This is a genomic window from Pseudomonas sp. Cab53, from assembly GCF_018325965.1.
Classification (GTDB): Bacteria; Pseudomonadota; Gammaproteobacteria; order Pseudomonadales; family Pseudomonadaceae; genus Aquipseudomonas; species Aquipseudomonas chlororaphis_E.
In genome coordinates, this window is sequence record NZ_AP021902.1 from 1,032,263 (window position 1) to 1,051,936 (window position 19,674).

Genomic DNA, 19,674 nt, shown 5'->3' on the forward strand with positions numbered 1-19,674 from the left:
CAAGCTTGCCGCTTGAAGCTTACAGCTCGGAGCTTGAATGCAATGAGCCATCAATCTGATTTGATCAGCGAGGACATCCTCGCCTACCTGGGCCAGCACGAGCGCAAGGAATTGCTGCGCTTTCTGACCTGCGGCAACGTCGACGACGGCAAGAGCACCCTGATCGGGCGTCTGCTGCACGACTCCAAGATGATCTACGAAGATCACCTGGAAGCCATTACCCGCGATTCGAAGAAAGTCGGCACCACCGGCGACGACATCGACCTGGCGTTGCTGGTCGACGGCTTGCAGGCCGAGCGTGAGCAAGGCATCACCATCGACGTCGCGTACCGTTATTTCTCCACCGCCAAGCGTAAGTTCATCATCGCCGACACCCCCGGCCATGAGCAGTACACCCGCAACATGGCCACCGGTGCGTCCACCTGTGACCTGGCGATCATCCTGGTGGACGCGCGCTACGGCGTGCAGACCCAGACCCGTCGCCACAGCTTCATCGCCTCGTTGCTGGGCATCAAGCATATCGTCGTGGCCATCAACAAGATGGACCTCAAGGACTTCGACCAGGGCGTGTTCGAGTCGATCAAGGCCGACTACCTGCAGTTCGCCGAAGGCTTGAAGATGAAGCCCACGAGCATGCATTTCGTACCGATGTCGGCCCTCAAGGGCGACAACGTGGTGAACAAGTCCGAGCGCTCGCCGTGGTACACCGGCCAGTCGCTGATGGAAATCCTCGAGACCGTGGAAGTGGCGGGCGACCGTAACTTCACCGACCTGCGCTTCCCGGTGCAATACGTCAACCGTCCGAACCTGAACTTCCGCGGTTTCGCCGGCACCCTGGCCAGCGGCATCGTGCACAAGGGCGACGAAGTGGTGGTGTTGCCTTCGGGCAAGAGCAGCCGGGTCAAGTCCATCGTCACCTTCGAAGGTGAGCTGGAGCAGGCCGGTCCTGGCCAGGCGGTGACGCTGACCATGGAAGACGAGATCGACATCTCCCGCGGCGACCTGCTGGTGCATGCCGACAATGTGCCGCCGGTCACCGACAGCTTCGAAGCGATGCTGGTGTGGATGGCTGAAGAACCGATGTTGCCGGGCAAGAAATACGACATCAAGCGGGCCACCAGCTACGTGCCGGGCTCGATTGCCAGCATCGTCAACAAGGTGGACGTGAACACCCTGGAAGAGGGGCCGGCCAGCGCGTTGCAGCTCAACGAAATCGGCAAGGTGAAGATCGCCCTGGATGCACCGATCGCTCTGGACGGCTACGAGAGCAACCGCACCACCGGCGCGTTCATCGTCATCGATCGCCTGACCAACGGCACCGTCGGTGCCGGCATGATCGTGGCCCAGCCATTGGCCCACGGCAGCAGCACCCATCACGGCAAGCTGGCCCACGTGTCGGTGGAAGAGCGCGCCCAGCGTTTCGGCCAGAAGCCGGCCACCGTCCTGTTCAGTGGCCTGTCGGGCGCTGGCAAGAGCACGCTGGCCTATGCCGTGGAGCGCAAGCTGTTCGACTCGGGACGCGCGGTGTTCGTGCTCGACGGCCAGAACCTGCGTCACGACCTGAACAAGGGCCTGCCGCAAGACCGCGCCGGACGCACCGAGAATTGGCGTCGTGCGGCCCACGTCGCCCGTCAGTTCAACGAAGCCGGCCTGTTGACCCTGGCGGCGTTCGTGGCGCCGAGTGCCGAAGGGCGTGAGCAGGCCAAGGACCTGATCGGCAAGGAGCGTCTGCTGACGGTCTACGTCCAGGCCTCGCCGAGCGTGTGTGCCCAGCGTGACCCGCAAGGGCTGTATGCCGCCGCCGGCGACAACATCCCGGGCGAGTCCTTCCCGTATGACGTGCCGCTGGATGCCGACCTGGTGATCGACACCCAGGCACTGACCCTGGAAGAAAGCGTCAAGCAAGTGCTGGACCTGCTGCGCAGCCGCGGCGCGATCTGACACCGCGCTGGCCAACAAAAAGCCCGCCGATGAGCGATCATCGGCGGGCTTTTTTTGTTGTCTGGAGGGGTGCTATCGCGAGCAAGCTCGCTCCCACAGGGGATTGTCAGTGAATACAGAGCCGGCGTTCACACCGATCCCTGTGGGAGCGAGCTTGCTCGCGATGAGGCCAGTGCAGCCACCTCAAGACTTGGCGGGATGTTCCCGATGCATCTGTTCCAGCAACGCATCCTTGTCCTGCCACAACTGGTTGATCCAGCCTTGGAACTCCAGGCGATACACGCCGTCCAGGTCGTAGCTCTTGCCGATGAACTGGGGTGGGATCTTCAGTTCCTGGAAGTGCACGACCACCTCGGCAACGTTGCCGCACAGCAGGTCCCAATACCCCGGGCGACCGCCGGGGTAGTGGATGGTCACGTTGATGATCGACTCCAGTTGCTCACCCATGGCATCCAGCACGAACGCGATGCCGCCGGCCTTGGGCTTGAGCAGGTAGCGGAACGGTGACTGCTGCTGGGCATGCTTGCCTTCGGTGAAACGCGTGCCTTCGACAAAATTGAAAATACCCACCGGATTGTCGCGAAACTTCGCGCAGGTCTTGCGGGTGGTTTCCAGGTCCTTGCCTTTCTTTTCCGGGTACTTCTCCAGATAAGCCTTGGAGTAGCGCTTCATGAACGGGAACCCCAGCGCCCACCAGGCCAGGCCGATCACTGGCACCCAGATCAGCTCCTGCTTGAGGAAGAACTTCAACGGACGCACACGACGGTTCAGCACGTACTGCAACACCATGATGTCGACCCAGCTCTGGTGGTTGCTGGTGATCAGGTACGAGTGCTGGTAGTCCAGGCCCTCCAGGCCACTGAGGTGCCAGCGGGTGCGGCGCAGCAGGTTCATCCAGGCCTTGTTGTTGCTGATCCAGGCTTCATGGATATGGCTCATCAGCCAGTTGGTGAAGCGCTGGGCGACGGGGAAGGGCAGCAGCAACTTGAAGATCGCTACGATGAACAGCGGTGTGCAGCAGACAATGGTATTGAGGGCCAGCAGCAGCGAGGCGATGACGCCGCGTACCGGGGCAGGCAGGAAATCCAGCATTTAAATGTCCATGGGTCGGTTGGCGGCTTGGATCGCGGTCAGGGCGATGGTGTACACGATGTCGTCGACCTGGGCACCGCGCGGCAAGTCGTTCACCGGCTTGCGCAGGCCTTGCAGCATCGGGCCGAGGCTGACGCAGTCGGCGCTGCGCTGTACGGCCTTGTGGGTGGTGTTGCCGGTGTTCAGATCCGGGAAGATGAACACCGTCGCCCGGCCGGCCACCTGGCTATTGGGCGCCAGTTGCCGCGCCACGGTTTCGTTGGCGGCGGCGTCGTACTGCAGCGGGCCGTCGATCAGCAGGCCATGTTGCGCCTCGTGGGCCAACAGCGTGGCTTCGCGGACTTTCTCGACTTCCTCACCACTGGCCGATTCGCCGCTGGAGTAACTGAGCATCGCCACCCGTGGCGTGATGCCGAACGCGGCGGCCGAGTCGGCGCTCTGCAGGGCGATCTCCGCCAGTTCCGCGGCACTGGGGTGCGGGTTCATCACGCAGTCGCCATAGACCAGCACTTCCTCGGGAAACAGCATGAAGAACACCGAGGACACCAGGGAGCAACCCGGCGCGGTCTTGATCAATTGCAGCGCCGGGCGGATGGTGTTGGCGGTGGAGTGGATGACGCCGGACACCAGCCCGTCCACTTCATCGAGCGCCAGCATCATGGTGCCGATCACCACGGTGTCTTCCAGTTGCTGCTCGGCCATTGGCGCGTTCAGGCTCTTGCTCTTGCGCAGTCGCACCATGGGCTCGACATAGCGCTCGCGGATCGAGTCCGGGTCGAGAATCTCCAGCCCCGGCGGCAGTTCGATGCCTTGGGCACGGGCCACGGCTTCGACGTCGGCCGGCTTGGCCAGCAGCACGCAGCGGGCGATGCCCCGGGCCTGGCAAATGGCGGCGGCCTGGACGGTCAGCGGCTCGCTGCCTTCGGGCAGGACGATGCGCTTGTTGGCGGCCTGGGCGCGCTGGATCAATTGGTAGCGGAACACGGCAGGCGACAGGCGCATCTCCCGTGGCGTGCCGCAGCGCTGGTGCAGCCAGTTGGCGTCCAGGTGGCTGGCGACGAAGTCGGTGATGATCTCGGCGCGCTCGCGGTCGTCGATCGGGATTTCCTTGTTCAGGCCGTTGAGCAGGTTGGCGGTGTCGTAGGAGCCGGTGCTCACCGACAGCACCGGCAGGCCGGCCTGCAAGGCGCCGCGACACAAGTCCATGATGCGTGGGTCGGGCAGGGTGTCGCTGGTCAGCAACAGGCCGGCCAGCGGCACGCCGTTGATGGCGGCCAGGCTCACCGCCAGGATGATGTCGTCGCGATCGCCGGGGGTGACCACCAGCACGCCGGGCTTGAGCAGTTCCACGGTGTTGCGCATGGTCCGGGCGCAAATGATGATGTTGCTCATGCGCCGGCTTTCGTAGTCGCCGGCATTGAGCACCTGCGCGCCCATCAGGTCGGCCACGTCGCGGGTACGCGGCGCATTGAGTTCCGGACGAAACGGGATGCAGCCCAGCAGGCGGAAATCGCCGCTGCGCAGCAGGGGAGAGTGTTCCTTGAGGCGGGCGGAGAAGGCGTCCATGCTTTCCTCGGTGCGGACCTTGTTCAGGATCACGCCGAGCACTTTCGGGTCTTTCGGCCCGCCGAACAATTGCGCCTGCAACTCAACCCGGCCGGACAGCTCGGTCAGCACTTCGTTTTCCGGCGCCGATACCAGGATGACTTCGGCGTCCAGGCTCTTGGCCAGGTGCAGGTTGACCCGGGCGGCGTAGCTGGCGTTGCGGGTCGGGACCATGCCTTCGACCACCAGCACGTCCTTGCCGATGGCGGCCTGCTGGTACAGGGTGATGATTTCTTCCAGCAGCTCATCGAGCTGGCCGTCGCCAAGCATGCGTTCGACGTGGGCCAGGCCCAGGGGTTGTGGCGGTTTCAGACCATGGGTGCGCGCCACCAGTTCGGTCGAGCGCTCCGGCCCGGTGTCGCCGGGGTGCGGCTGGGCAATGGGTTTGAAAAAGCCGACTTTCAACCCGGCCCGTTCGAGGGTACGCACCAGCCCGAGGCTGATGGAGGTCAGACCCACGCCAAAATCGGTGGGCGCGATAAAAAAAGTTTGCATGCGGGTTCTCTAAGGGTGCATGGCAAGGGCGAGGCCTATGTCTGGCCGTCTGCCGTGAAATTCAGTCGCCAAGGTTATCGCTAACGGGGGCCTGCGCGCACCAGCCGCAATCAAAGGGCTGGCCTATTTTTTCAATACGTTGCGCCGGGTCCAGGACCCAGGCCCGGGATTGCCAGGGCGGCTGGTGGCGCAGATGCTGGGTATGCCCGCAGGACAGCTCGGCCACCCAGTGCCCGTCCTCGTCCTGGTGGAAACCGCTGACCGTCGGTCTGGCCGCGCAGGTCCGTTTGTCCGGGTTCCGTTCGCTTTCGGGCAAATCCTTGTTTAGACTTGTCCGTTCTTCATTCTTATGCAAAAGGTCTCGCCCCATGCTGATCGCCGCCAATAAGGCTGTCTCCATCGACTATACCCTGACCAACGACGCTGGTGAGGTCATCGACAGCTCTGCCGGCGGCGCACCGCTGGTCTACCTGCACGGTGCAGGCAACATCATCCAGGGCCTGGAAAAAGCCCTGGAAGGTAAAACCACCGGTGACGAGCTGAACGTGACCGTCGAGCCGGAAGATGCCTATGGCGAGTACTCCGCCGAACTGGTCAGCACCCTGAGCCGCAGCATGTTCGAAGGCGTCGACGAGCTGGAAGTGGGCATGCAGTTCCACGCATCGGCCCCCGATGGCCAGATGCAGATCGTCACCATTCGCGATCTGGAAGGCGACGACGTGACTGTCGACGGCAACCACCCGCTGGCCGGCCAGCGCCTGAACTTCAAGGTCAAGGTCGTCGACATCCGTGACGCCAGCCAGGAAGAAGTGGCCCATGGTCACGTCCATGGCGAAGGTGGTCATCACCACTGATTTTCTGCGCTACGCTCAGAGAACTGAAAAGGCGCCGTGAGGCGCCTTTTTTGGTCGGTTGCTGTTAGCATCGACCGTGGCTGTTTCGAAAAGACCTGCAAACCTGGAGTTCGTCATGAGTGCTTTCCACGACCTTAAACTGAAAGCTCTGGATGGTCAGGAGCTTCCTCTGGCGCCGTTCAAGGGGCAAGTCGTGCTGGTGGTCAACGTCGCCTCCAAATGTGGCCTGACGCCTCAGTACGCCGCGTTGGAAAACCTCCACCAGCAATTCAAGGACCGGGGCTTCAGCGTACTGGGGCTGCCCTGCAACCAGTTCGCCGGGCAAGAACCCGGGACCGAGCAGGAGATCCAGGACTTCTGCAGCCTTAACTATGGCGTCACATTCCCGTTGTCCAGCAAGCTGGAAGTGAACGGTCATGACCGCCATCAGTTGTATCGCCTGCTGGCGGGCGAGGGTGCCGAGTTTCCCGGCGACATCACCTGGAACTTCGAGAAATTCCTGCTGGGTAAGGACGGCCGCGTGCTGGCCCGCTTCTCGCCGCGCACGGCGCCGGATGACCCCGCGGTGATCCAGGCCATCGAAAAAGCATTGGGTTGAAGCCCGGCCCCTGTGGCGAGGGAGCTTGCTCCCGCTCGGTTGCGCGGCAACCGCCAAAAAACGGGCGGCTACGCAGCCCAGCGGGAGCAAGCTCCCTCACCACGGGGTTCATGATTGAGTAAACCTCAGTGCTCCCTTCTGATCCTTAATCACTCCAATCAATAGTGCTACCCAGCCAGCGCCACGCTGCATATTATCCCCGTCATATTGACCTGCGACCTTGTCCCCGTGGAGTGCCCCCATGCCTGTAAAAGCCCTGTTCAAACCTTTCCACCTCGGCGCATTGGAGCTGCCGACCCGGGTCGTGATGGCGCCGATGACCCGTTCCTTCTCGCCGGGCGGGGTGCCGAATGCCAAGGTGGTCGAGTACTACCGCCGCCGCGCAGCCGCCGGCGTCGGCCTGATCATCACCGAGGGCACCACGGTCGGGCACAAGGCTTCCAACGGTTATCCCCACGTGCCGCATTTCTACGGTGACGCCGCGCTGGCCGGTTGGAAGCAGGTGGTCGACGCGGTACATGCCGAAGGTGGCAAGATCGTTCCGCAACTGTGGCATGTGGGCAGTGTGCGCCGCATCGGGACCGAGCCGGATGCCAGCGTGCCGGGCTACGGGCCGACCGAAAAACTCAAGGACGGCCAGGTGGTGGTCCATGGCATGACCCAGGCGGACATCGACGAGGTCGTTGCCGCATTCGCTCAGGCCGCGAAGGATGCCCAGGCCATCGGCATGGACGGTGTGGAGATCCACGGAGCCCATGGCTACCTGGTGGACCAGTTCTTCTGGGAGGGCAGCAACCAGCGTACCGACGGTTACGGTGGCAGCCTGGCCAACCGTTCGCGCTTCGCGATCGAGCTGATCCGTGCCGTGCGCGCGGCGGTGGGCGAGGGCTTCCCGATCATCTTCCGTTTTTCCCAATGGAAACAGCAGGACTACACCGCCCGCCTGGTGCAGACGCCGCAGGCGTTGGGCGAATTCCTCAAGCCGTTGTCCGACGCCGGCGTGGACATTTTCCACTGCTCGACGCGGCGTTTCTGGGAACCGGAATTCGAAGGCTCCGAGCTGAACCTGGCCGGCTGGACCCGCAAGCTCACCGGCAAGCCGACCATTACCGTGGGCAGCGTCGGCCTGGATGGCGAGTTCCTGCAGTTCATGGTCAACACCGACAAGGTCGCCCAGCCCGCCAGCCTGGAGAAGTTGCTGGAGCGCCTGAACAACGATGAGTTCGACCTGGTGGCGGTGGGGCGTGCGTTGCTGGTGGATCCGGACTGGGCGCAAAAAGTTCGCGACGGCCGCGAGCAGGAGATCCTGCCGTTCAGCCGCGACGCGTTGATGACCTTGGTTTAAGTACTGACTGAACTGACGCTATCGCGAGCAAGCTCGCTCCCACACTGATCTCTGGCGGACACCTACCTTGTCCGCGACCAGGATCCCTTGTGGGAGCGAGCTCGCGATGGCGATCTGCACGGCACCTGGGACTAACGCATTGTCGAGGTGGCAGGTATCACCTGCTCAGTCATGCAAGCCCCGCGCAACTGCGCCTCGAACTGCTCGATCACGGCCGTCCAACCCTGGCGGCTGGCATGCTGGCGGGCATTGAGCCTCACACAGCGCAAGTTCTCGCGACCCTCCAGCAACCAACAGGCGGCCTCGCAGAACGCCTCTTCATCCCCTGGCATCGCCAGCACGCCGTTATAGCCGTGACGAATGTGCTGGGCCGCCGCGGCCTGGTCATAGGCCACCACGCCCAACCCCGACGCCAGCGCTTCGAGCACCACGTTGCCGAAGGTTTCGGTCAGGCTCGGGAAGACAAACAGGTCTCCCGAGGCATAGTGGCTGGCCAGCGTTTCGCCACGTTGCGAACCGCAGAAAATCGCCTCGGGCAATGCCTGTTCCAGTTCGGCGCGTTGCGGGCCATCGCCGATCACCACCAGCTTCATCCGCCGCTCTGGGAATGTCCTGCGCAGCCTGTCGAAACTGCGCTTGAGCAAGCCGAGGTTCTTCTCCGGCGCCAGGCGTCCGACATGAATCACTGCCATGTCGTCATCGCCCAGGCCCCAGGCCTCGCGCAGGCTGGCCGAGCGCTTTATCGGGTGAAACAGCTGGCTGTCCACACCCCGCGACAACAATGCCACGCGTTCGAAGTGCCGCCGTTCCAGCTCCAGGCGCTGGCTGAGGCTGGGGACGAGGGTCAGGTGGGAGCGATTATGAAACCAGCGCAGGTAATGCGTGAGTACGCGGCTCAACAGCCCGAGCCCGTATTGCTGGGTGTACTGCTGGAAATTGGTGTGGAAACCACTGACCACCGCGATCCCCAGGCGCCGCGCCGCCCGCAACGCGGCTAGCCCAAGCGGGCCTTCGGTGGCGATGTACAGCACGTCGGGACGGTGACGTTTCCAGCGCCGCAGCAGCTTGTGCATCGACGCCTGGCCCCACTGCAGGCCCGGATAACCCGGCAGCGGCCAGCCCCGGCACAACAGCAATTGCTCGTCACTGGCCTGGCGCTGGTCGTCGCCCTGGCGGGGACGGATCAGCTCGACCCGGTGCCCTCGGGCGCACAAACCGTCGTACAGACGGCCCAGGGTATTGGCCACACCATTGATTTCCGGCGGGAAGGTTTCAGTGATGAGGGTGATGTGCAGGTGTGTGGTCATGACCCCAGTGTCGACCGGGGCCATGTCGTCATTGTGACGTCAGGATGATGGATTTGTGACCTTAAGGGACCTGCCGCGCCAACGCGGTTTCGGCCCCTTGCTCGCGCACCCAGAACAAGGTCGCCCCGGCCACGGCCGCCGGCATCATCAGGATGTTGACCACGGGGATCAGCAGCGCCAGGTAAACGCTGCCGCCAAAGCCCAGGCTCTGCCAGCGCTTCTGCCGCAGCCAGGCGAGCATTTCGTTCCAGCCCAGCTTGTGGTTGTCCGCCGGGTAGTCGATGTACTGGATCGCCATCATCCACACCCCGAACAGCAGCCACAGCGGGGCGGCTACCAGGTTGACCACCGGAATGAACGACAGCACGAACAGCCCCAGGGCGCGGGGCAGGAAATAGCCGAGCTTGCGCGCCTCCCGGGCGAAGGTGCGAGGAACCATTGCGATCAGCTCACCCCAGCTGAATGCCGGGAAGTCATCGGTGCCACGGATGACCACCTCGACCTTTTCCGCGAGAAAACCGTTGAACGGCGCGGCGATGATGTTGGCGAGTAGGGTGAAGGTGAAGAACACCATCAGCACCACCAGTACCACGAACAACGGCCAGAGAATGTAGCTGAGGAAGCCCAGCCACTCTGGCAGCGAGGGCATCAGGGTGTCGACCCACAGGCTGAACTGGTGGCCGGCCAGGTAGATCAGCCCGACGAACAGCACCAGGTTGATGGCCAACGGCAACAGGACGAACAGGCGCAGGCCCGGGCTCAAGACCAGCTTGAGGCCTTCTTGCAGGTATTGCGGGCCGGACAGGACAGGGGCGGGCATGAGGAGCTCCGAACGAAGTTGATCGCGCCGACCTTACCGACTTTGTCTGGCGCGCGAAAGCGGCGACATGGCGTGTAACAACGTTTCAGGCCACAACCGCTGCTATTGGAGCGACCATTGCGAATAGAGCTCACCTATGAGCTGGATTGTTAAACCGTATTTCCTTAATCTTCGCTCCCTCGATACGCTGCACCCATTCTTTTTCAGGACCGTCGAACCCAGCCTTCCCCAAGTGCGTCAACGGTCTTTTTTATTCACGCCGCTCACCCGGCGTTCCGGGCCGCAGGGTCCGGTCAACAGGAGCAGGTCATGTCTGAAGTCCGTCATTCGCGAGTGATTATCCTCGGTTCCGGCCCTGCCGGTTACAGCGCTGCTGTCTATGCCGCCCGTGCCAACCTCAAGCCGCTGCTGATCACCGGCATGCAGGCCGGCGGTCAATTGACCACCACCACCGAAGTCGACAACTGGCCGGGCGATGTCCACGGCCTGACCGGCCCGGCCCTGATGGAGCGCATGAAAGAACACGCCGAGCGCTTCGAAACCGAGATCGTTTTCGATCACATCAACGCCGTGGACTTTGCCGCCAAGCCCTACACCCTGACCGGTGACAGCGCGACCTACACGTGCGATGCCCTGATCATCGCCACCGGTGCCAGCGCGCGCTACCTGGGCCTGCCATCGGAAGAAGCCTTCATGGGCAAGGGTGTTTCCGCCTGCGCCACCTGCGACGGTTTCTTCTATCGCAACAAACCCGTGGCAGTGGTCGGCGGCGGCAACACCGCTGTCGAGGAAGCCTTGTACCTGGCCAACATCGCCAGCACGGTCACCCTGATCCACCGTCGTGAAACCTTCCGCGCCGAGAAGATCCTGATCGACAAGCTCAACGCCCGCGTTGCCGAAGGCAAGATCATCCTCAAGCTCAACGCGACCCTGGACGAAGTGCTGGGCGACAACATGGGCGTGACCGGCGCACGCCTGAAGAACAACGATGGCAGTTTCGACGAGATCAAGGTCGACGGTGTGTTCATCGCCATCGGCCACACGCCGAACACTTCGCTGTTCGAAGGCCAGCTGGAGCTCAAGGACGGCTACCTGGTCGTCAAGGGTGGCCGTGACGGCAATGCCACCGCCACCAGCGTCGAAGGCATCTTCGCGGCCGGCGACGTGGCCGACCACGTCTACCGCCAGGCCATCACCTCGGCCGGCGCCGGCTGCATGGCGGCCCTGGACACCGAGCGTTACCTGGACGGCCTGCAGAACGCTTCGTTCTGATTCATCGGGCACAAAAAAACCGGCTTCGGCCGGTTTTTTCATGTGGGTGACATTCCTCGAACCCCTGTTTGAGCGGGCTTGCTCGCGAATGCGGTATGTCAGTCAAACCTATGCTGGCTGACCCACCGCATTCGCGAGCAAGCCCGCTCCCACAAGTTATCCATGGCTTGTAGATCGTATCAGGACAACTTCGCCAGGCACGCTTCGAGAATATCCAGGCCTTCCTCCAACACTGCCGGCTCGGTCGTCAACGGTGCCAGCAGGCGGATGATGTGTCGCGACTTGCCACTGGGCATCAACAGCAGACCCGCTTCCCGTGCCAGGGCCAGCAACTGGGTCAGTTGTGCCGGTGCTGGCGTGCCGTCGGCATGGGCCAGTTCGAGGCCGCGCATCGCGCCGACGCCGGTCAGGCGGCCGAGGTACGGCGTCACCCTACGATGGCGCCAGGCTTCGTAGCGGCTGACAATCGCAGCTTCCTGTTGCGTGCCCCAGGTGTGCAGGTGGGTGTCGGTCATCTCGTCCAGGGTTGCCAATGCGGCGGCGCAGGCGATGGGGTTGCCTGAATAGGTACCGCCCAGCCCACCCTTGGGCAGGTTGTCCAGCAACGCCTTGCGTCCCACCACCGCGCCCAGTGGCACGCCGCCGGCGATGCTCTTGCCCAGCAGGATCAGGTCCGGCTCGATGCCCAGGCGCGAAAATGCGAAGCGCTGGCCGGTGCGACCGAAGCCGGACTGGATCTCATCGACGATCAGCACGATTCCCTGCTTATCGCAGAACTGCCGCAGGGCCTGGGCAAAGGGTATGTCCAAGGCCAGGAAACCGGCTTCGCCCTGCACCGGTTCGATGATGAAACAGGCCACGTCGTTCACATCGATCTCGACGCTGAACAGCCGCTCCATGGCCTTGAGCGCCTCGGCGCACGTGATGCCGTTGTCCTGGCTCGGATACGGCAGGTGATAGACCGGCCCGGGCAGCACGCCGACCTTCTGTTTGTACGGCGCGACCTTGCCGTTGAGGTTGAGCGTGGCCAGGGTGCGGCCATGGAACGCGCCGTCAAACGCCACGACGGCGGTGCGGCCGGTGGCGCCGCGCACGATCTTCAAGGCGTTCTCCGCCGCTTCGGCACCGCTGTTGGTGAGCATGCCACTGACCGGGTAGTCCACCGGTATGAACGCGCTCAGGCGTTCCATCAGTTCAATGTAGGGCACATGCGGTGCAGCGTTGAATGCGTAGTGGGTCAGCCGGGTCGCCTGTGTGCGAATCGCCTCGACAATGCGTGGATGGCAATGGCCGAGGTTCAACACGCCGATGCCACCGACGAAATCGATGTAGCGCTTGCCATCGGTGTCCCAGACTTCGGCGTTCCTGCCGTGGCTGAGGCTGACGGGGTGCACGATGGAAATCGACTGGCTGATGGTTTCGCTGCTCATGAATGACCGCTCGCAAGGGAAGATGGCGTGCGCTATTCAAGCGGTGAGCGAAGGGCGTGGGCAAACGAAATAAAGTTGCCGGGTCAATCTTAAAAGTCGGGATGTGGAACAGGCGCACTGTGTGCGTGACGACGAAGCTTTCGTGGCGAGGGAGCAAGTGCTTTCGCCACGAAAGCCGATTTCGACATGGCGGCGGTTTTGGGATCAGCGACGCTGCAGCGGCTGCGCCTCGAATTTCACACCGGCCAACCCATGCGCCATCAGCGCGCGGATATTGCCGTGATCGCTGCCTTCGGGCGTGGCCAGCACCGAACGGTAATGCTCGCCGAATGCCAGGAGCGCTTCTTCGTCGCTCAAGCCTTCGAGCAAGGCCAGGCCCAGGGTCTTGCACGAGCCTTCGTTCTGCCCGGCGGCGTTGGTCACGCCGCCATTGGTGAAGGCCTGGGGTTGATAGTCGTAGCCGGCGGCGATGAAGGCCAGGGTGTCGGCGAACAGGTGTTCACCGCTCTTGAGGCGGGTGCGCAGGGTATCGAGATCAGGCATCGGGTTTTCCTTTGGCGAACGCCGCTTGCTGTTCGGCGCTGGCTTCTTTCTGGTATTGGGCTTTCCACTCGGCGTACGGCATGCCGTAGATCACTTCGCGGGCTTCGTCGAGGCTGACCTCGATCTGGCGTTCATCGGCGGCGGCCTTGTACCACTTGGACAGGCAGTTGCGGCAGAAGCCGGACAGGTTCATCAGGTCGATGTTCTGCACATCCTTGCGGCTGTCCAGGTGGGCAACCAGCCGGCGGAAAGCGGCGGCTTCGAGTTCGAGGCGTTGTTGCTCGTTCATGGTGGTCTCTGCAAGACAGCTTCAAGGGCTAGCTTCAAGCTGCATGTTGGGGGTCAGGCTTGAAGCTTACAGCTTGAAGCCGGCAGCGGCTATTGGGTCGCCCGGCTGGCCGCCAGGGTGATCGACACCGACTCGGCAAAGCGCAAGGCATGGGGCTTGTCGACCTCGACTTCGGCGTACAGCACCGACTCGTTGGCCATGATCAGGTCCAAAAGCTCCTGGGTCAGGCGTTCGAGCAGGGCGAAGCGATTGCCCTCCACGTGGGCGATCACCGCCTTGGTGATGGTGCGGTAGTTCAAGGCGTGGTCGATGTCATTGTCGCGCACCGCCTCCTGGGCGGCGTAGAGGATGGTCAGGTTGATCAACACATCCTGTTTGTTGAGGATCTCGTCCTCGTTGATGCCGATGAAGGTGCGCAGGCGCAGGTCCTTGACCTTGATGCGTGCCATGGCGGGCTGAAGTTGTGACATTTACGGGCTCCGTCGAATCAATTGCAGAAACTCATGAAGGCAACGCCGGGCTACTTGACGTGCCGCCCGCCGTTGACGGACAGCGTCGTGCCGGTGACATAAGGGTTGTCCAGCAGGTAGCGCAGGCTCTGGTAGATCACCTCGCTGCCGGGCTCGATACCCAGTGCGGACTTGGCCAGGGCCTTGGCCCGGTAGGCCGCGTCGTCTTCGGGATTGAACATTAGCAGGGCCGGGGCGATGCCGTTGACCTTGATGGCCGGTGCGTATTTTGCCGCGAATGACAAGGTCAGGCTTTCGAGGCCGGCCTTGGTGGCGCAGTAGGCGATGTGTCGGGTGCTGCCCTTGCGCGTCACGTCATCGCTGATGTGCACGATGTCGGCCGGGTTCGAACGCTGCAGCAAGCCGGCGCAGTGCAGGTTGATCAGGTACGGCGCCAGCATGTGCACGCCGAACATGGCGCCGAATGCCTGCGCTTCGTTGCCGGGGTCTTCGGCCAGCCAGGCCGACGCGTTGTGCACGATGGCCCGCAGGCGATCAGTGTGCTGCTGAAGCCGCTCGATAAAGGCCAGGATCCCGGCTTCGCTGGAGAAATCGGCAAACAGCACAGTGGCTCCAAGGTCCCGCAGTACCTGTACGCCCGGGCGTTCGGTGCGATAGGTCGCGATCACCGGCTGGCCGTCTTCCAGGCAGCGGCGGGCACAATGCAGGCCGACGCGTTGGGCGGCGCCGGTGATCAGGATCGGAGCGGGGGCGCTGGGCATAAGGGGCTCGGTTCGCGACTGGAGTAAAAACTATAACAGCGACAGGGGGCGTCTCCTACGTGGGCCGGTGATATTCCAGATCGCGCACAAAACAACAAAACCGCGCAGCGGCGACGTTTTGTTCTTGTCATGACATCTGCCGGAAGGAGTAGACTGGGATCCAATTCGCCAGCCGGATGGGTCTGCCAACATGAGCGTAATCACTGAGGACAATTTCATCTTCAAGGCGCCAGGGGCCTGGGCGCGCGAAGACTTGTTCCCCATCCGTGAAGTCGCGCGCCTGACCGGTGTGAACCCTGTGACGCTGCGCGCCTGGGAGCGTCGCTACGGCCTGATCCAGCCCACTCGCACCGACAGCGGACACCGCCTGTATTCGTTGGGCGACATTGAAAAGGTACGCAGCATCCTGGCCTGGATCGAGCGTGGCGTGGCGGTCAGCAAGGTGGGCAAGATCCTGGCGAAGACCGAGTCGGTGCAGTCGGTCTGCGCGTTGATTCCCTCGGACCTGGTCAGGGCCGACTACGCCCAATGGCAGCAGCAGGTGGCGGATGCGGTGGGTCAGTTCGACGACGTGGAACTGGACCGCATCTATGGCCAGATCTTTTCCACCTACGCGGTGCCCGTCGTCTTCCAGGACATCCTGATGCCGCTCTGGCGGCAGTTGCTGCAACGCCAGCAAGTGTTCGGGCAAACCAGCGAATGGGTGTTCTTCGACGGTTTCCTGCGTTCACGCATCATCCAGCGGTTGCTGCTCAAGCGCGAAGGCGTGTCGCGACGGGTGCTGGTCTGCGCCATCGCCGGCCAGTGTCGCGAGCTGGAGCTGCTGGTCACGGCGCTGTTCCTGTCCAAGGCGGATGTGGGGGTCAGGGTGCTGGCGACCGGTTTGCCTTTCGATGAGCTGACCCTGGTGTGCCAGAAGATCCAGCCGCTCGCGCTGGTGGTGGTGTCCCATCATGCGCCGGCCCCCGAATTGCCCAAGCGCCTGGGCAAGTTGGCCATGAGCCTGGATTGCCCGTTGTTGCTGGCCGGCGATGCGTCTGACCTGGCGCAGGACGCCCTGGCCGGTTCGTCGATCGGCTGCCTGGGTAACGAAGGGACCGTGATGCGCCAGCGCCTGCGTCAATTTCTGGCAGGCAACCTGGACACCTGATCAGAGATGCATCGTCGGATGGGTCAGGCGATGTTGCTGCAGGATGTACTGGCGCAGGCGTTCGGTCTCGTCCTGGTCATCCTGGCTCAGATGGTAGGCGTACAAGCCCTGGGCGGTTTCCCGTTCGAAGGTGCCGCGCAATGAAATCCGTTCATAGCCCGAGGGGCTGAACCACAAGGCGAATTGCTTGAGTGGCTTGGTACGACTGCGGCTTTCCACCAGGACGCCCTTGCACGAGACCTCGTGCACCCAGAGCGAGCCCGGCTGGCCCTTGATGTTTTCCAGTGCCACGGGCTCTTCGAGGGTCAGGCGCCAGGGACGTACCTTCGGGCCGTCTTCGTAGATGCTCGGCACGCCCAGGCGCAGGTGCATGGCATGGAATTCGTCTTCCACCAGGTGCAAGGGGAACGTCATCTGCTGGTTTTCGAAGTTGGCTTGTAGCGTCACCTGCTCGTTCGCCGCCAGGCGCGTCAGCAGGTCACGGATCTGCGAGCCACCGTTTACCAGCAAGCTCGACGTGACATCCCGCTCATTGAGTTGCGGGTTGTGCTGCATGGTCCGGATGAAATCCAGTTCATCCTGCGTCAGGAGGGCATCGCGCGGCATGATGGGCTCGAAGAGGTGATGTGCATTTTCACTGATGATTGTAGTGACTGACCGTTAATTCGCTATTTTGTTTGCGCCGTTCGTCGCTTCGAGCCGGGCAATCGTTTCCCGCGCTTCGGCCAGTTCCTTTTCCAACTGGGCCGTGCGCTGTTGAGCCTTGACCTGGGCCGTGACGTCCTTTTGCACGCCGACGAAGTACGTACGCCCATCGGCTTCGTTTCTGACCGTGGAGAGCGACAACTCATTCCAGAACGGCGTGCCGTCCTTGCGGTAGTTACGCAGCACCTCACGGCAGGCACCGCCTTGTTCCAAGGTCTGGCGAATGTGCTTCAGGGCGGGCTGGTCGCGATCACCCGACTGGAGGAAACGACAATCCTGATAGAGGATTTCCTCGCGGCTGTAGCCGGTCAGGCGTTCGAAGGCCGGGTTCACATAGATCAGGATATTGTCCTCGTCACCTTCTTTTTCGGCGATGACAATCCCGTCGTTGGTCGCGTTGATGACCAGTTGCATCAAATGAGCGTTGATCATGGCGCAGCTCCCGTTGAAACGTCCTTGTTTAGAGCCAGCATTCTAGAAGAATTCAACAGGCTGTCTACTGGCCATCAGCTCCCATTGAGAGCCATTCGCAGCTTGGCGGGTGCAGCTGTTACTATCCCCGGCTCTTTTATTCAGGTTCAGGATCAGATTGATGAAAGTCGCCATCCTTTCCGGCTCGGTCTATGGCACCGCCGAAGAAGTCGCCCGGCACGCCGCCAAACTGCTCGAAGCGGCGGGTTTCGAGGCGTGGCACAACCCGCGCGCCACCCTGGCGGATATCCAGGCGTTCGCTCCGCAGGCGATGCTAGCGGTGACCTCGACGACGGGCATGGGGGAGTTGCCGGACAACCTGATGCCGTTGTATTCGACCCTGCGCGACCAGTTGCCGGCATTCCTTCGTGGGTTGCCTGGGGGTGTGATCGGCTTGGGCGATGCCAGCTACGGGGACACCTTCTGCGCTGGTGGTGAGCAGATGAGCGAGTTGTTCGCCGAACTGGGCGTGCGAGAGGTGCTGCCCATGCTGCGCCTGGACGCCAGCGAGAGCGTCACGCCTGAAAGCGACGCCGAGCCGTGGCTACAGGCCTTGATCGAAGCCTTGCGTACTTGATGCACTCGCGATGACTCGCTCGGCCAGTAAGCTGGCTGCCAATGCAACTAGCGGCCCGGGGAGAGCTGGCTAGACTCATTTTTCTTGCGTATGAAGTTTGAAAAACGCGATTCATATAATAAGAAAACAAAGGGGTCAGAGCCGTGAGCGTAGCGCCCATCCAAACGACACTCGGTATCAAGGAACAGGTCAGTGCGGCTGAATGGCAAACCCGGGTGGACCTGGCCGCCTGTTACCGCCTGGTTGCGATGCATGGCTGGGATGACCTGATCTTCACCCACATTTCCGCGAAGGTCCCCGGCACCGAGGATTTCCTGATCAACCCGTACGGGCTGATGTTCCACGAGATCACCGCCTCCAGCCTGGTCAAGGTCGACCAGGCCGGCAACAAGCTGATGGACAGCCCCTACGACATCAACCCGGCCGGCTACACCATCCACAGCGCCGTGCATGAGGTGCGCCACGACGTGACGTGCGTGCTGCACACCCACACCGCCACCGGCGTGGCGGTGTCGGCGCAGAAGCAAGGGGTGCTGCCGATCAGCCAGCAGTCGTTGTTCGTGCTGTCGAGCCTGGCTTATCACGCCTACGAAGGCGTGGCCTTGAACCACGAAGAGAAGGCGCGCCTGCAGGCGGACCTGGGTGACAGCAACTTCCTGATGCTGCACAACCATGGCTTGCTGACCTGTGGCGCCAGCATCGCCGATACGTTCCTGATGATGTTCATTTTCCAGCGCGCCTGTGACATTCAGGTCCTGGCGCAGAACGGTGGCGCCGAGCTGATCGGTATCGAACCGCAGATCCTGGCCGGCGCCCGGGCGATGATCGCCGGGGTGACCAGAAGTGCCCAAGGCATGGGCGGCGCGCTGGCCTGGCCGGCGTTGTTGCGCAAGCTCGACCAACAGGACAGCGGGTATAAAAGCTGATGCCTCTGGCCCAGATTCCCTTGCGTATCTGGCGCCAGCGCAGCCAGATCTTCCTGTTCCGCGGCCATGCCATCCGTTACTGGGTGGCGGGGCAGGGCGAGCCGCTGCTGCTGATCCACGGCTTTCCTACTGCCAGTTGGGACTGGCATTACCTGTGGCAGCCGTTGGCGCAGCGCTACCGGGTGATCGCCTGCGACATGCTCGGTTTCGGCGACTCCGCCAAGCCGGCGGACCACACCTACAGCCTGCTGGAACAGGCCGATCTGCAACAGGCCTTGCTGGCGCACCTGAACGTGCGGCAAGGGGTGCATGTGCTGGCCCACGACTACGGTGACAGTGTGGCCCAGGAACTCATCGCCCGGCACTACGAAGCGCGCCTCAACGTTGCCAGTTGCGTCTTTCTCAATGGCGGCCTGTTCCCCGAAACCCACCGGCCGGTGCTGGCCCAGAAACTGTTGCTCAGCCCGCTGGGCTGGCTGCTGGGGCGGGCGTTTTCGCGGCAAAGCCTGGTCAAGAGCTTCCGGCAGATCTTCGGCCCCCGCACCGGCCCCACCGAAAGCGTGCTGGATGATTTCTGGAGCCTGATAGAAGCGCATCACGGGCCGCGGATCATGCACAAGCTCATCGCCTACATTCCCGAGCGGCGAGTACAGCGTGATCGCTGGGTGCAGGCGATGCAGCGTGACGACGTGCCCTTGCGGGTGATCGACGGGGCGCTCGATCCGATTTCCGGCGAGCACATGGTGGCGCGCTACGAATCGCTGATCCCCAATCCGGATACGGTGCTGCTGTCCGAGATCGGCCACTACCCCCACACCGAGGCCCCGGTGCAGGTGCTCAAGCATTACCTGGCGTTTCGCGAAAACATCGCGCCACGGTGCAGAAAGGTGGCCTACTCCTGACACAACCCTGTGTGGGCCGGCCGGATGTGCTGCCCGACTCAATCCCTTGTGGGAGCGGGCTTGCCCGCGAAAGCGGCGTGTCAGGCAGCGCATTTCTGACTGAAGGACCGCCTTCGCGAGC

General features: G+C 62.7%; 21 protein-coding genes. 9 read left to right on the forward strand and 12 right to left on the reverse strand.

Going from position 1 to position 19,674, the window contains the following annotated elements:
• Window positions 1-42 precede the first annotated feature (42 nt).
• The gene (gene cysN, locus KI241_RS04380) at window positions 43-1,941 is read left to right on the forward strand and encodes a sulfate adenylyltransferase subunit CysN (RefSeq protein WP_042732316.1); all 1,899 of its coding nucleotides are present in this window, start codon (window positions 43-45) and stop codon (window positions 1,939-1,941) included.
• 183 nt (window positions 1,942-2,124) lie between these two features.
• Here cysN and KI241_RS04385 read toward each other — a convergent pair whose 3' ends face one another.
• The 3 genes from KI241_RS04385 to KI241_RS04395 form a co-directional block, all read right to left on the reverse strand.
• Complete coding sequence (locus KI241_RS04385) at window positions 2,125-3,033, reverse strand: acyltransferase (protein WP_042732317.1); 909 nt, start codon at window positions 3,031-3,033, stop codon at window positions 2,125-2,127.
• Entirely contained in the window at window positions 3,034-5,133 is a 2,100-nt protein-coding gene (gene pta, locus KI241_RS04390) for a phosphate acetyltransferase (RefSeq protein ID WP_047738280.1), read from the reverse strand.
• 61 nt (window positions 5,134-5,194) lie between these two features.
• Window positions 5,195-5,533, reverse strand: coding sequence for a DUF3565 domain-containing protein (locus KI241_RS04395; protein WP_080964411.1), 339 nt, complete (start codon window positions 5,531-5,533; stop codon window positions 5,195-5,197).
• Here KI241_RS04395 and KI241_RS04400 point away from each other — a divergent pair.
• The 3 genes from KI241_RS04400 to KI241_RS04410 all read left to right on the forward strand — a co-directional run bounded on the left by KI241_RS04400 (window position 5,502) and on the right by KI241_RS04410 (window position 7,930).
• Window positions 5,502-5,987 (forward strand): peptidylprolyl isomerase, encoded by a 486-nt coding sequence (locus KI241_RS04400; RefSeq protein WP_047738276.1) that lies wholly within the window; start codon window positions 5,502-5,504, stop codon window positions 5,985-5,987. The genes KI241_RS04395 and KI241_RS04400 overlap by 32 nt on opposite strands.
• Window positions 5,988-6,102: 115 nt before the next feature.
• Window positions 6,103-6,585, forward strand: a complete 483-nt coding sequence (locus KI241_RS04405) for a glutathione peroxidase (RefSeq protein WP_047738275.1) — start codon at window positions 6,103-6,105, stop codon at window positions 6,583-6,585.
• 241 nt (window positions 6,586-6,826) lie between these two features.
• Window positions 6,827-7,930: an NADH:flavin oxidoreductase gene (locus KI241_RS04410; RefSeq protein ID WP_042729394.1), complete on the forward strand. Its 1,104-nt coding sequence runs from the start codon at window positions 6,827-6,829 to the stop codon at window positions 7,928-7,930.
• 131 nt (window positions 7,931-8,061) lie between these two features.
• Here the strand turns inward: KI241_RS04410 and KI241_RS04415 are convergent, their stop codons facing one another.
• The gene (locus KI241_RS04415; protein WP_212803418.1) at window positions 8,062-9,261 is read right to left on the reverse strand and encodes a glycosyltransferase family 1 protein; all 1,200 of its coding nucleotides are present in this window, start codon (window positions 9,259-9,261) and stop codon (window positions 8,062-8,064) included.
• 37 nt (window positions 9,262-9,298) lie between these two features.
• Window positions 9,299-10,057, reverse strand: a complete 759-nt coding sequence (cysZ, locus tag KI241_RS04420; protein WP_042729392.1) for a sulfate transporter CysZ — start codon at window positions 10,055-10,057, stop codon at window positions 9,299-9,301.
• Window positions 10,058-10,366: 309 nt separating this feature from the next.
• On the opposite strand from cysZ, the gene trxB reads away from it, so the two are divergent.
• Window positions 10,367-11,329: a thioredoxin-disulfide reductase gene (gene trxB, locus KI241_RS04425; RefSeq protein ID WP_003205459.1), complete on the forward strand. Its 963-nt coding sequence runs from the start codon at window positions 10,367-10,369 to the stop codon at window positions 11,327-11,329.
• Between the two features lie 179 nt (window positions 11,330-11,508).
• Here the strand turns inward: trxB and KI241_RS04430 are convergent, their stop codons facing one another.
• The 5 genes from KI241_RS04430 to folM form a co-directional block, all read right to left on the reverse strand.
• Window positions 11,509-12,759: an aspartate aminotransferase family protein gene (locus tag KI241_RS04430; RefSeq protein WP_042729391.1), complete on the reverse strand. Its 1,251-nt coding sequence runs from the start codon at window positions 12,757-12,759 to the stop codon at window positions 11,509-11,511.
• Between the two features lie 204 nt (window positions 12,760-12,963).
• Window positions 12,964-13,302, reverse strand: coding sequence for a HopJ type III effector protein (locus KI241_RS04435; RefSeq protein WP_042729390.1), 339 nt, complete (start codon window positions 13,300-13,302; stop codon window positions 12,964-12,966).
• Window positions 13,295-13,591, reverse strand: a complete 297-nt coding sequence (locus KI241_RS04440; protein WP_042729389.1) for a DUF1244 domain-containing protein — start codon at window positions 13,589-13,591, stop codon at window positions 13,295-13,297. The genes KI241_RS04435 and KI241_RS04440 overlap by 8 nt, the downstream gene beginning before the upstream one ends.
• Before the next feature lie 89 nt (window positions 13,592-13,680).
• Window positions 13,681-14,061 (reverse strand): dihydroneopterin triphosphate 2'-epimerase, encoded by a 381-nt coding sequence (folX, locus tag KI241_RS04445; RefSeq protein WP_042729388.1) that lies wholly within the window; start codon window positions 14,059-14,061, stop codon window positions 13,681-13,683.
• A gap of 50 nt (window positions 14,062-14,111) precedes the next feature.
• A complete protein-coding gene (gene folM / locus KI241_RS04450) occupies window positions 14,112-14,822 on the reverse strand; it encodes a dihydromonapterin reductase (RefSeq protein WP_042729387.1) in 711 nt (236 codons plus the stop codon).
• A 190-nt stretch (window positions 14,823-15,012) separates the two neighbouring features.
• On the opposite strand from folM, the gene KI241_RS04455 reads away from it, so the two are divergent.
• Window positions 15,013-15,972, forward strand: coding sequence for a MerR family transcriptional regulator (locus KI241_RS04455; protein ID WP_042729386.1), 960 nt, complete (start codon window positions 15,013-15,015; stop codon window positions 15,970-15,972).
• Here the strand turns inward: KI241_RS04455 and KI241_RS04460 are convergent, their stop codons facing one another.
• Both KI241_RS04460 and KI241_RS04465 read right to left on the reverse strand, forming a co-directional pair.
• The gene (locus KI241_RS04460) at window positions 15,973-16,578 is read right to left on the reverse strand and encodes a hypothetical protein (protein WP_042729385.1); all 606 of its coding nucleotides are present in this window, start codon (window positions 16,576-16,578) and stop codon (window positions 15,973-15,975) included.
• A gap of 54 nt (window positions 16,579-16,632) precedes the next feature.
• The gene (locus KI241_RS04465; RefSeq protein WP_042729384.1) at window positions 16,633-17,109 is read right to left on the reverse strand and encodes a PAS domain-containing protein; all 477 of its coding nucleotides are present in this window, start codon (window positions 17,107-17,109) and stop codon (window positions 16,633-16,635) included.
• Between the two features lie 160 nt (window positions 17,110-17,269).
• Here KI241_RS04465 and KI241_RS04470 point away from each other — a divergent pair, with 160 nt between their 5' ends.
• The 3 genes from KI241_RS04470 (at window position 17,270) to KI241_RS04480 (ending at window position 19,553) form a co-directional block, all read left to right on the forward strand.
• Window positions 17,270-17,725 carry a flavodoxin gene (locus tag KI241_RS04470; RefSeq protein ID WP_042729383.1) on the forward strand — a complete coding sequence of 152 codons (456 nt, stop codon included), beginning with the start codon at window positions 17,270-17,272 and terminating at the stop codon, window positions 17,723-17,725.
• A 143-nt stretch (window positions 17,726-17,868) separates the two neighbouring features.
• Window positions 17,869-18,651: a class II aldolase/adducin family protein gene (locus tag KI241_RS04475; RefSeq protein WP_212803419.1), complete on the forward strand. Its 783-nt coding sequence runs from the start codon at window positions 17,869-17,871 to the stop codon at window positions 18,649-18,651.
• Window positions 18,651-19,553 carry an alpha/beta hydrolase gene (locus KI241_RS04480; RefSeq protein ID WP_212803420.1) on the forward strand — a complete coding sequence of 301 codons (903 nt, stop codon included), beginning with the start codon at window positions 18,651-18,653 and terminating at the stop codon, window positions 19,551-19,553. Before KI241_RS04475 ends, KI241_RS04480 begins: the two co-directional genes overlap by 1 nt.
• Window positions 19,554-19,674 lie beyond the last annotated feature (121 nt).